The organism is Desulfomonilia bacterium, assembly GCA_036567785.1.
Taxonomy (GTDB): domain Bacteria; phylum Desulfobacterota; class Desulfomonilia; order UBA1062; family UBA1062; genus DATCTV01.
Window position 1 is genome coordinate 40,403 of sequence record DATCTV010000054.1, and the last position, 12,234, is coordinate 52,636.

Consider the following 12,234-nt stretch of genomic DNA (forward strand, 5'->3'; position numbering starts at 1 on the left):
CCCCTTATGTTAATATGACTTTGAAGAGACTGTAATATTGCTGTCGGTTGCCCTTGCCAGCACGACAACATGCCTTGCGTTGGGAGGTATCTTAATCTTTTCTGAAAATTTTCCCGGAACGCCCGGCAGTGCCGTTACCGTGAGCTCGTCAGTCCCCCTTGGTACGAAAAGCCTTGCAACATGAATCTGCTTGGGAAGCGTGGACCATGTCCTCAAATCAGCCTGTTCCGTTATGGCAAATGCAACTCCTGCGGCAAGCTGTGCCCAGCCGCCGTACTGCTTGCCGGCTTCCCTTGTTGCGGTACCCTTGAGTGCTGCTCTTACAGCCTGTTTTGCCAGCAAAATCGGATAGTCGTCAAGAAGGTTTCTTGAAGCGATTGCATCAGTGTCGGACACAATGCTGGTCTCGTCAGACAAACCACCCGCAGTTATAAATCCGCCTGTGACGAGAGAGGGGATATAGGCATATACCGGTACGGCAACAGATACAAGGCCCACTGACGGAATGGGGAGCACGAGCTTGAATTCCTCTCTGTACGGGGCGAGCCCCAGTTCGAAAATGACGAATATATCAACTGAATCCTTTGGAAGAGGAGTGAATCTACCGAACCTGTTCTGCCATCTGTCAAGGTCATCCCTGTAGCCGAGGTCCCTGCTCATACGGATCAGATCCCTCTGCAGGGCAACGCAATTCGGGGCTGACAGGATGGCCTTTTTCAGGTCGATGTAGGCCTCGTCCTCTTCGCCGTTCAGTTCATAGACCAGAGAACTTATGTAGTATGCGAATGCATTCTGGTAAATGCTGACCACCGAACTGGCGGTCTCTTTCATCCTGTTATAACTGTCGCTGCCGGATGTTTTGAAGGAATCTTCATAATTCATGCCTTGGGAATCCTTCTTTGCCTTTTCAATATCCTTATAATGTTTATTATACAGGTCCTGCTGGACACGGTATGAGTTCCTGATCTCGACTCTTGCATCTTCCGTATTTCCCATCATCAGATAATTGAGCGCATCCAGAGTATGCACCATTACCTTTTCAAAATTCTGGCCTTCGTACGGGATCACCTTCTCGTTTACAAGAAGCGATGCCGTCTGATAAGCCGCCTCTGAGGCAGAGATTACCGCCTTGTTTTCCTGTTCTTTTATGAGACCCGCTGCCAGCTCAAATTCTTTGGTGCTGAACTGAAAATCGCCTGTTGCCTGCAGAAGCGTTCCCCTTTCCATTCTTATCAGAATTTCGTTGCCTGACTTTGCCTTTGATTCCGGGAATTCCTTAAGGGCCTGCTGGAAATTCCCCTGTGAAATGCTGATCCTGGCTTTTTCGGTATCTCTCGTATAGTTGCTGAAGGCCGCACAGCCGCTCAATGCTGCAGACAGAACGAGACACAAAATTACATAAAAAAATCTTTTCATTAATAATTCCCGGTCACGGTTTAAAACCTGTCCTTTTCTTTGAGTTTCTCATAGGGGTCTCCCGGCAATATCAGAAGGTCCCCCTGTCTGACAGAGGCTTTTGAACCGCTAAAATTCAGCGTGCATGCCTCCTTCTGTACCGAAACTACAGTTGCTTTTCCAATAACGGTTTCCTGTTTCCCGATTATTTTATCGGTATCGGGGTCTTTAATAGATTCTCCTGTCCTGATCACATTATATACGTCTCCTGCGTTGATCCCGAAATTGCTGCCCCTGTTTGCGGTTAATGTGCTGTCCTCAACGTTGATCACCCTGAAAGGAAAGAATGCATTAACCGTTTTTGTTGTGAGGTCATTGCCTAGGGCATCGTACAGGTCATGCATAAAAGGTGTATCGAAAAAAGGGTCATACTTTTCAAGTTCTGCACCATAGGCCTTTTTTTCCAGGGATTTTGTCCGTACTGCTATGCCTTCTCCAATTACAGAGCTTATGATTCTGCCTGTGGCTGTCTCAATTATCCTCAATTCAACCCTGATTACACCCTTGTCCCTTACCTGCTGTTGCTCGGTATAGGGTATTTCCCTTATTTCAAATCCAAGGTCTGCCTGGAAAACCGTACCTATGGCAAGGTATTCGGCGCCTAGCATCTTTCCTTTATTTATGGCGGATGCGGGATCCGTAAGGCCTGCTTCACTCATGGATATCTCACCGAGTATCCTGTCCGCCTTGGCGCGTTCAACCACCGTGAATTTGCCGCTTTCGACCAGATGCCTTATAAAGACGTCGGTGAGATTCGGCAGTTCGATTTCCTTTAGCCTGCTTCTGCCGTTTTGAATGTTTATTTGTGAGTATGTCGTCCCGCCCCATGGGGTATAGCTGCTGACGTTTGTTGCACTTATCCGGCCTGTATTATCTACGGTCCATACGGACAGCCTCGGAACGGCTATTGTTATCATCTTTGCATATGCAGGCCAGCAGCACAGAAAAAAAATCACCAGTAAAATGAAAATCGGGCGGGCTGATTTTCTTATCATGAGAGGCCTCATATATTATCAGTTGAATGCGACTCCAAGGCTCACTACAACGCCTCTTCTGGTGTGATATCCAAGGCCCATCATAAAGCCCTGCACCGCATAACGAAGCCCGAGCATGCCGGTTACTGCATTCTTACTTGATGAATCAACGAGGTATCTGGTCCCTAGAATGGGATCTGTAACCGTCTCTTCGTTCCACCATGCGTATCCTCCTCCTAGATTAAGGAAGAAAGAAGGGGCCAGCTCTGCGCCGAGACATATGTTTGCCTCATATTCATTACCGTCATAGTAATCGCTCGATGGAACATAGCTGCCCAAACCTGCCGGCAATTTTCCATTATAACTGGGGACTTTGTTGCTGCTTTTGGGGACAGACACCGAGAAACCCACCCCAGCACTGAATGACCCGCCGGTAGGATGAAGACTTGAAAGGAAGATGCCTCCGAATTCCGCACCCGCACTCCAGTTCCCGGCGCTTGTTGTATCTGAAGGGGCGCCGAAACCGAAGTTGCCCAGTACATATCCTCCGGCATAAGACATACCCGGTACCGCAAGTGTAAGAAGCATCAGTATGCATATTGTTTTTTTCATGACATGCCTCCAGTGAATTATTGATGTAATAAAAATCTGGCTGAACATTAACATGAAAGCCCTTTATTCTACAATAAGGCATTGTTGGCGGAAGCTTCAGCTTGTTTGTTTGCGGTGAAATTTTTTCTCAAAGCTCTGGAATATTATAAATGTGAGTGTTAATATAAAAATTCATTCTTAATTAAGGATAATACCATGGAACAGGCGATTCAAAGGGCAAAAATACTTATCGAGGCGCTGCCTTATATAAAGGATTTCAGGGGCAGAAGGATTGTAATCAAATATGGCGGGCATGCCATGATCGACCCTGAACTCAAACGCACTTTCGCACGCCAGATAGTACTCCTTCAGTATGTGGGGATTCAGGTCACGGTTGTGCACGGTGGAGGACCGCAGATAAACGAGGCTTTAAATAAGCTTGGAGTAAAGTCTTCGTTTATCGAAGGAAAGCGTGTTACGGATGAAGAAACGCTTAAGGTCGTGGAAATGGTGCTTTCAGGCCAGATAAACAAGGAGATAGTGAACCTTATCAATATAGAAGGCGGCAAGGCCGTCGGCATATCAGGCAAGGACGGAGGGCTTATAAAGGCTGAAAAGCTGCTTATGAAGGACGGTGCGGATGGAAAGCCGGTTGACCTCGGGCTTGTAGGCGAGGTTTCAGGTGTTGATAACGGCATTGTGGACACGGTGGAGGCCGGAGGATTTGTTGCGGTAATCGCACCTCTTGGGGTGGATAAGAAAGGCCGCACATATAATATCAATGCCGATACCGCCGCCGCAGCCATCGCATCAAGCCTTAAGGCTGAAAAGCTAATACTCCTCACAGACGAAGCCGGTGTCCTGGATAAGGGGGGAAGTCTCATTTCCAGTATATACTATGACGAGATTTCCGACATGGTTCTGAATGGCGTTGTAACAGGCGGCATGATACCAAAGATAGAATGCTGCAGGGACGCCATAGGTGCCGGTGTCAGGAAGGCCCATATCATTGACGGCAGGGTTCCCTATTCGATACTGCTTGAAATGCTTACCGACAGCGGGATAGGCACACAGATTACGAAAGGATGAAAGAAGTGGAATATTTAATGAACACACCGGCAAGACTGCCGGTCGGACTTGTAAAAGGAAACGGCTGCCGGGTAACGGACGAGGCAGGAAAGACATATCTGGATATGGTCGCAGGCATTGCGGTCTGCAATCTAGGCCACTGCCATCCTGCGGTTGTCGAAGCCCTCAAATCTCAGGTTGAGACCCTGTTCCACTGCTCCAACCTGTACCGCATACCGGTACAGGAAAGGTTTGCAGAAATGCTTTCCAAGAATGCGTTTAATGGAAAACTGTTTTTCTGCAATTCCGGGGCGGAAGCGAACGAGGGTGCAATAAAGCTTATAAGGCGGTATTCTGCCGATAAAGGTAAACGCGGGTCAAAAATCATCACCTGCTCCGGCTCATTTCACGGCAGGACCATAACAACGGTTGCTGCGACTGGCCAGATCAAGTTCAGAAAAGGATTCGATCCAATAACCGAAGGATTCGTACATGTTGATTACGGCAGTATCGAGGCTGTAAAAGAGGTCCTTGACGAGTCCATTGGCGGGATAATTCTTGAACCTATTCAGGGTGAAAGCGGCATACGGATACCTCCCTCCGGTTATCTTGAAGAACTGAGGGATCTCTGCGACAGAAGCGGCATTCTTCTGTGTCTGGACGAGGTTCAGACAGGGTTTTCAAGGACCGGCAAGCTCTTTGCCTATATGTACGAGAACATGACACCTGATATCATGACCATGGCAAAGGCCATCGCCAACGGATTTCCGGCCGGTGCAATAATGGCCAGAGAAGAAGTTGCCGAGGTCTTCGTTCCGGGTACGCATGCATCGACCTTTGGAGGAAACCCTCTTGCAATGGCGGCTGGGCTTGCAACGCTCGAGGTTATGATAAAGGAAGATATGCCGTCGCGCAGTATGAAGATGGGGGCCTATTTTACAGGCAGGCTACAAGAACTCAAGAAAGTGCATCCGTCATTGATTGAAATACGCGGAAAAGGTCTCATGATAGGCGCAGAATTCGATACGGACATCAGTTTTATGACGAAAGAAGGGCTTGCCAGGGGAATTCTGCTTAATACCATTGGCGATCGGATAATAAGGCTTGTGCCTCCGATCGTTATAACCGAATCAGAGATTGACATGGCGGTTTCTTTGATTGATGAGATACTCAAGGAAAAAGGATTATGAAAAGGGACCTTCTATCATTAAGAGATCTCACAAAAGAAGAGATATACGGGCTGTTCGATAAATCCAGAACCTTTAAAATGGGAGATGTGCCCCAAAGCCTTAAAAACAAAGCCGTAGCGCTTGTCTTTGAAAAGGCCTCGACGCGCACACGGATTTCCTTCGAAGTGGGCGTGTTCCGGCTGGGTGGACACCCCGTGGTTCTGATGCCCGGGGGAAGCCAGATGGCCCGAGGTGAACCGCTAAAGGACACGGCCAGGGTGCTTAACAGGTATTGCGACATGATCGTCATGAGAACCTACGCGCATTCCAATGTAGAGGAAATGGCCAGATATACTGATGTGCCGGTAATAAACGCCCTGACTGATTTGCTCCATCCCTGTCAGGTGCTGGCTGACTGCTTTACAATAATAGAGAAATTCGGAAGTATCGAAGACCGCAAAGTCGCATGGCTGGGTGATGGATTCAATATGGCCAATTCATGGATAAACGCTGCCGCCATTCTTGGTTTTGAGCTCATGCTTGCCTGTCCCAGGGGTTATGAGCCTGATGCCGGGATTATGGACAGGGCTGTCAGGGAAGGGGCAAAGGTGAGCCTTGTAAGCGATCCGATGCTTGCAGTTAAGGGTGCAATAGCAGTGAATACGGATGTGTGGGCCAGTATGGGCCAGGAGGAAGAAACACTTGACAGGGTAAAGGCATTTGATGGTTATAAGGTTACTTCTGAGATCATGGATCATGCGCTTCCAGATGCAGTTTTCATGCACTGCCTTCCAGCACACAGGGACGAAGAGGTCAGCGAGGAGGTTTTCGAGGGACCACGCTCGATCGTGTGGGACCAGACAGAGAACAGACTTTATGTTCAGGAGGCCGTAATGGACTTCCTGGCATCACATAAATAAGGAGAGATGCAACATGGCAAAGGCAAAGAAAAAGATTGTTCTTCTGTATTCAGGCGGACTGGATACTTCGGTTATGCTCAAATGGCTTCAGGATGAATTAGATTATGAAGTGATCTGCTACTGTTCAGATCTGGGTCAGGCTGAAGAGCTTGACGGACTTGATGCTAAGGCAAAGAAAACCGGGGCAAAAAAACTTTATATAGATGACTTGAGGGAAGATTTCGTAAGAGATTACGTATTCCCGGCATTCAGGGCCGATATCGTTTATGAGGGCCTTTACCTCCTCGGGACATCGCTTGCCAGGCCTCTGATTGCAAAGCGCGCCATTGAGATAGCCCATAAGGAAGGGGCCGAAGCGGTCGCCCACGGTGCAACCGGCAAGGGTAACGACCAGGTGCGTTTCGAGCTTACATTCTGGGCGCTGGATCCGCATATAAAGGTGGTAGCCCCGTGGAAAATGGACGAATGGAAGCTCCGTTCGCGCGATAAGATGATTGACTATGCAAAAAAGCATGGCATACCGGTGCCCGTGACCAAGGCGAAGCCTTACAGCATGGACAGGAATCTGCTTCATATCAGCTATGAAGGCGGCATACTGGAAGACCCGTGGAATGCCCCGAATGATGACATGTACATCCTGTCAAAGTCACCTGAGAAGGCGCCGGACAAACCCACTGAAATCACCATCAGTTTCAAGGACGGCGATCCTGTGGCCATTAACGGCAAAAAGATGTCGCCTGCAACGCTCCTTGCAAGGCTTAATGAACTGGGTGGAGAAAACGGTATAGGCCGAGTCGATATCGTCGAGAACAGATATGTAGGTATGAAATCGCGCGGCTGCTATGAGACGCCCGGCGGGACAATAATGAAGATCGCGCACCGTGGAATCGAACAGATCACCATGGACAGGGAGGTCATGCATTTAAGGGATGAACTCATGCCGAAATATGCAAACCTGGTTTATTACGGCTACTGGTTTGCCCCTGAAAGGGTTGCACTGCAGAAGCTTATCGACGAGAGCCAGAAGAATGTTACGGGTGATGTCAGGGTCAAACTCTACAAGGGCAACTGCATTGTGACGGGCCGACGCTCGAAGTATTCTCTGTATAACCCGGAGGTTGCCACTTTTGATGAAGATATGGTCTATGACCAGAAGGATGCAAAGGGCTTCATCAGGCTTAATGCCTTGAGGCTCAGAATGAGGGCTCTGAGGAAAAATGGATAAACCCTGGTCAGGGAGATTCAAGGACGAGACTGATGCTTCAGTAGAAGCGTTCACCGAAAGTGTGAGCTTTGATAAGAGGCTCTGGCGAGAGGATATTGAGGGTTCTATCGCCCATGCAGGCATGCTAGCATGTTGCGGCATCATTTCAGGAGAAGAAGCCGGAGTTATTGTTAACGGACTGAAAGCGATCGCTCTCGATATAGAAAACGGTAATTTTAATTTTGATCCCAAGCTGGAAGACGTTCACATGAATATCGAGGCCGAGCTTATAAAGCGCATCGGTAAGCCCGGCAAGAAGCTCCATACCGCAAGAAGCCGCAATGACCAGGTGGCCCTTGATCTGAGGCTTCATGTAAAAAATGGCCTAAAGGATATAAATGAAGCCCTTATAGGTTTCATGAAGGTCCTGGTGGAGAAGGCATCTGATCATGTCAATGATATAATACCTGGCATGACACACATGCAGTTCGCACAGCCTGTGAGCTTTGCCCACCATCTGCTCGCCTATTTCGAGATGGCATTAAGGGATTACAGACGTGTAAGTGACGCGATAAAGGGATTGAACGAATCGTTTCCGCTTGGAGCGGCAGCCCTTGCAGGCACGCCTCACCCGATAGACCGGTTCATTACGGCAGCGCGGCTTGGTTTTGACTGGCCGTCAAGGAATTCCATGGATGCTGTAAGCGACAGGGACTTTGCCCTTGATGCCATTTATGCCTGCAGTGTCATCATGATGCACCTGAGCAGGCTTGCAGAAGAGATCATAATCTGGAACTCGCAGGCATACGGCCTTATCGAACTCCCGGACAGTTATACGACCGGAAGTTCAATAATGCCCCAGAAAAAGAACCCCGACGTGGCCGAGCTTGTCAGGGGCAAAACCGGACGTGTCTACGGAAACCTGATCAGCCTGCTTACGCTCATGAAAGGCCTGCCCCTTACCTATAACCGTGATATGCAGGAGGATAAGCCGCCGATATTCGACACAATCGATACGACATTATCCTCTCTCGTTGTCATGACTGGACTCGTCAAAGGCATAACGCTGAAAAAGGAATCCGCCATGGCTGCCGTCGATAAAGGTTTTATCACTGCAACGGACATTGCTGACTATCTGGCATCAAAAGGCGTGCCATTCAGGGACGCGCACCATATCACAGGTGAGATTGTCTCCTGGCTGATCGGGGTTAAAAAGACGATAACCGACATGACAATCGAAGACTTCAAGTCATTTTCAGACAAGTTCTGCGAAGACGTGCTGGAATATGTCAAACCCTCCTCATCGGTTGACCGTAGAAAGAGCTTTGGCGGTACCGCAAGAAAAAATGTCAGGGATTCGATAAAAAAGGCCAGGCGTATGCTTGATAAGATGAAAAACTGATTTCATCTACTGTACGAAGATTATGGATATTACGTTCTTTAAAAGAGTATTCAGAAAAAGAGGCAGTTCAGCGTTCAGACATATGGCCTGCCTGCTTTTATTTTTTGCCTTTACCCTTCCGGCCTGCGGCAGAAAGCTTGATCCGCTGCCTCCTGTTGAAGATTCCCCCGCAGTAATAAGGTCGGTAAAAACAGATGGAACGGCTAATATCATCAAGGTCAGAGTCAATGCGGATGATGCCGACATAACACTCCTGGGGAAACCTCAGGGTTTGTGTCCGCAGTGTGAAGATGATCTCATAAAGAAAATTAAAATACATACATCATCCGGTACCGTTATCTTGAGAGATGAAAAACCTGAGGAACCGTGTATGGTTTACAGGGTCCTTTTTGAAAAGGGTGACACCAGGTGGTCGACTCCGGCCAGGGTATACTGCAAATGATTAAATATGATGGAAAGGAAATATTAAAGTATGCATGACTATTCTTACATAAAAAATGAACTCTGCTGCGGCGACATAAAACTTTCAGAAATAGCAGCAGATGTGGGAACCCCTTTTTACTGCTACAGCCTGCCCACTTTAAGACGGCATATAAAGGCTTTTGAAGAGCCTTTGAAAGACGTGCCTCATCAGACCTGCTTTTCGATGAAATCAAATGCTAACATGGCAATATTGAGTTTTATGTCATCCATGGGCCTCGGCGCAGATGTTGTTTCAGGCGGAGAGCTCTTCAAGGCCATGAAGGCTGGCATTCCTGCTGAAAGGATAGTCTATTCGGGTGCGGGCAAGACAACCGCCGAAATAGACATGGCGCTTGAGGCCGGAATAATGATGTTCAATATCGAAAGCCCGGAAGAGCTTGATGTAGTCAATGAGAGGGCGGGCATCATTGGGAAAAAGGCCCCGATAGCAATACGCGTCAATCCGGATGTCGACCCAAAGACCCATCCCTATATTTCCACAGGCATGAAGAAAAACAAGTTCGGCATCGATATAGAAGGTTCGATAGCTCAATATATGAAGGCTAAAAACCTGCCACATGTGGAAACAGTAGGAATCGACTGCCATATCGGCAGCCAGCTTACTGAAATCTCCCCTTTCAGGGATGCGGCTGAACGCCTGAAAATCCTTGTCGGAAAACTTAGAGAAAACAGTATTGCTTTAAAATACCTTGATCTTGGCGGGGGTCTCGGGATTACCTATTCGAATGAAGAACCGCCGCAGCCCGCTGATTATGCAAAAACGGTTATTGAGGAAGTCGGTGGATTGGGGCTCAAACTCGTTTTCGAGCCTGGAAGGGTTCTTGTGGGCAATATAGGAGTTCTTGTTACAACGGTTCAATACAGAAAGGTAACCCCTGCAAAAACATTTATCATCGTCGATGCCGGGATGAATGACCTTGTAAGGCCGTCACTCTATGATGCATATCACGAAATAAAACCTCTTCTTGACAGGAAAACTGATGTCGAAAAGGTGGATGTTGTGGGTCCGATATGCGAATCCAGCGATTTTCTGGCTAAAGACCGCGACCTTCCTCAAGTCGGGCGCGGTGATATGCTGGCAGTGATGAGTGCAGGCGCATACGGTTTTGCCATGAGTTCGAATTACAATGCCAGGACACATATTCCCGAAGTCCTGGTAGATGGGAACAGGTACTTTGTGGTAAGGAAGAGGCAGACTTACGAAGAGCTGATCTCCGGCGAGATTATACCGGAGTCATTGCTGGGAGGATAGACATGTTTTCCGGAGCGATAGTAGCGATTGTAACACCCTTTAAAGACGGCATAGTTGACGAAAAGGCATACAAAAAGCTTATCGATCATGTTATTGCCGGCGGAGTGTCGGGAATCGTTCCCTGCGGAACCACGGGCGAATCAGCCACGATGTCGCACGAAGAGCATAAAAGGATAATCGATCTGAGCGTAGCCGAGGTCGGAGGGCGCGTAAAAGTTATTGCGGGTACAGGCTCGAACTCTACTGATGAGGCGATAAGCCTTACGAAACATGCAAAAAAGGCCGGTGCGGATGGTGTCCTGTCTGTTGTGCCATATTACAACAAGCCTACACCCAAAGGTCTTTTCGCCCATTTCGAAGCAATTGCCAAATCATGCGACATACCGGTGGTGCTTTACAATATACCCGGAAGGACGGGTATAAATATGCCTGCTGCTACAACGATTGCGCTATCAAAAATAGATACGATAGTCGGTATAAAAGAGGCGAGCGGAGACTTGAGCCTGGCGTCGCAGATCATAAAGCATGCACGTGGTGATTTTTCTGTCCTTGCCGGAGATGATGCGCTCACGCTACCGATGCTTTCTATCGGAGGCAAAGGGGTAATTTCAGTAACGGCTAATATCCTGCCGGATAAGGTTGCGGGATTGATAAAGGCCTGGGAATCAGGGGACTCGGCAAAGGCGACCGAGATGCATCTTGATCTTATCGAGTTTCATAATGCCATGTTTATTGAAACCAATCCCATTCCTGTGAAAACAGCACTTTCACTGATGGGATTTATAAACGAAGAATTCAGGCTTCCGCTGTGCAAAATGGATACGGCGAACAAGGAAAAACTGGCTATGGCACTAAGAGAGAAAGGCTGCATATAAGGAGAAGTTCAGTGATTAAAGCCGGTGTTATAGGCATAGGCGGCAGAATGGGAATGCTTATAGCCAGGGGAATAGCTGATGCCCCCGATATGGAGCTTGCCGGTGCACTCGAAATAACAGGCCACAGACTCATAGGAGAAGATGCGGGCCTTTCCATTGGCAGAGAAAGATGCGGTTGTATAGTTTCAGATAATCCAAGGGCGGCCTTTAAAAATGCAGATATTATCATAGATTTTACATTTCCCGAGACCACACTTAAAATGATTTCAATAGCCTCCGAGAATAAAAAAGCAATGGTAATAGGAACTACTGGCTTATCCGATGCACAGAAAACCGAGCTTATGGGTTATGCATGGACGGTTCCCTTTGTTTTTTCTCCCAATATGAGCATTGGCGTAAACGTAATGTTCAAGGTAGTTGAAGAACTGACACGGCTTTTGGGTGATTCCTATGACATAGAAATAGTTGAGGCACATCACAGACTCAAGAAAGATGCACCATCAGGAACAGCACTGGGACTTGCACAGTCCGTTGCAAAAGCAAGAGAAGTTTCTCTGAAGGACAAGGTCCGGTTTGAGCGCCATGGCATGATCGGTGAAAGACCTGATGGAGAAATAGGAATCCAGACTGTAAGGGCAGGCGATATCGTTGGCGACCACACCGTCTATTTTGCCGGCAATGGAGAAAGGATCGAGCTCAAACACCAGGCGCATTCAAGAGAGAACTTTGCGGCAGGTGCTATTAAGGCAACAAGGTGGATTGCCGGAAAGGCCCCTGGGGCCTATACGATGATTGATGTCCTGGGGATCTGAAAAATTATCATGAAAATCGGCAGGGCCAT

General features: G+C 48.0%; 12 protein-coding genes. 9 read left to right on the plus strand and 3 right to left on the minus strand.

Features of this window, described 5'->3' with window-relative positions:
• Nucleotides 1–9: 9 nt before the first annotated feature.
• The 3 genes from VIS94_14190 to VIS94_14200 are packed head-to-tail and all read right to left on the minus strand — an operon-like array spanning nucleotide 10 to nucleotide 3,041.
• The gene (locus tag VIS94_14190) at nucleotides 10–1,416 is read right to left on the minus strand and encodes a hypothetical protein (protein ID HEY9162223.1); all 1,407 of its coding nucleotides are present in this window, start codon (nucleotides 1,414–1,416) and stop codon (nucleotides 10–12) included.
• Nucleotides 1,417–1,436: 20 nt separating this feature from the next.
• Nucleotides 1,437–2,450: a CsgG/HfaB family protein gene (locus VIS94_14195; GenBank protein HEY9162224.1), complete on the minus strand. Its 1,014-nt coding sequence runs from the start codon at nucleotides 2,448–2,450 to the stop codon at nucleotides 1,437–1,439.
• Between the two features lie 18 nt (nucleotides 2,451–2,468).
• Nucleotides 2,469–3,041, minus strand: a complete 573-nt coding sequence (locus VIS94_14200; protein HEY9162225.1) for a hypothetical protein — start codon at nucleotides 3,039–3,041, stop codon at nucleotides 2,469–2,471.
• 195 nt (nucleotides 3,042–3,236) lie between these two features.
• Here VIS94_14200 and argB point away from each other — a divergent pair, with 195 nt between their 5' ends.
• Genes argB through dapB form a run of 9 tightly spaced genes read left to right on the plus strand, consistent with a single transcriptional unit; the run spans nucleotide 3,237 to nucleotide 12,205 of the window.
• Complete coding sequence (argB, locus tag VIS94_14205) at nucleotides 3,237–4,109, plus strand: acetylglutamate kinase (GenBank protein ID HEY9162226.1); 873 nt, start codon at nucleotides 3,237–3,239, stop codon at nucleotides 4,107–4,109.
• A 5-nt stretch (nucleotides 4,110–4,114) separates the two neighbouring features.
• Nucleotides 4,115–5,278: an aspartate aminotransferase family protein gene (locus VIS94_14210; GenBank protein HEY9162227.1), complete on the plus strand. Its 1,164-nt coding sequence runs from the start codon at nucleotides 4,115–4,117 to the stop codon at nucleotides 5,276–5,278.
• Nucleotides 5,275–6,177 carry an ornithine carbamoyltransferase gene (gene argF / locus VIS94_14215; GenBank protein HEY9162228.1) on the plus strand — a complete coding sequence of 301 codons (903 nt, stop codon included), beginning with the start codon at nucleotides 5,275–5,277 and terminating at the stop codon, nucleotides 6,175–6,177. Before VIS94_14210 ends, argF begins: the two co-directional genes overlap by 4 nt.
• A 13-nt stretch (nucleotides 6,178–6,190) precedes the next feature.
• Nucleotides 6,191–7,402, plus strand: coding sequence for an argininosuccinate synthase (locus VIS94_14220; GenBank protein ID HEY9162229.1), 1,212 nt, complete (start codon nucleotides 6,191–6,193; stop codon nucleotides 7,400–7,402).
• Complete coding sequence (argH, locus tag VIS94_14225; protein ID HEY9162230.1) at nucleotides 7,395–8,783, plus strand: argininosuccinate lyase; 1,389 nt, start codon at nucleotides 7,395–7,397, stop codon at nucleotides 8,781–8,783. The genes VIS94_14220 and argH overlap by 8 nt, the downstream gene beginning before the upstream one ends.
• 22 nt (nucleotides 8,784–8,805) lie before the next feature.
• Nucleotides 8,806–9,225: a hypothetical protein gene (locus tag VIS94_14230; protein ID HEY9162231.1), complete on the plus strand. Its 420-nt coding sequence runs from the start codon at nucleotides 8,806–8,808 to the stop codon at nucleotides 9,223–9,225.
• Nucleotides 9,226–9,255: 30 nt separating this feature from the next.
• On the plus strand, nucleotides 9,256–10,518 hold the full coding sequence (gene lysA, locus VIS94_14235) for a diaminopimelate decarboxylase (GenBank protein HEY9162232.1): 1,263 nt from the start codon (nucleotides 9,256–9,258) through the stop codon (nucleotides 10,516–10,518).
• Nucleotides 10,519–10,520: 2 nt separating this feature from the next.
• The gene (dapA, locus tag VIS94_14240) at nucleotides 10,521–11,393 is read left to right on the plus strand and encodes a 4-hydroxy-tetrahydrodipicolinate synthase (GenBank protein HEY9162233.1); all 873 of its coding nucleotides are present in this window, start codon (nucleotides 10,521–10,523) and stop codon (nucleotides 11,391–11,393) included.
• An 11-nt stretch (nucleotides 11,394–11,404) separates the two neighbouring features.
• Nucleotides 11,405–12,205 (plus strand): 4-hydroxy-tetrahydrodipicolinate reductase, encoded by an 801-nt coding sequence (gene dapB / locus VIS94_14245; GenBank protein HEY9162234.1) that lies wholly within the window; start codon nucleotides 11,405–11,407, stop codon nucleotides 12,203–12,205.
• Nucleotides 12,206–12,234 lie beyond the last annotated feature (29 nt).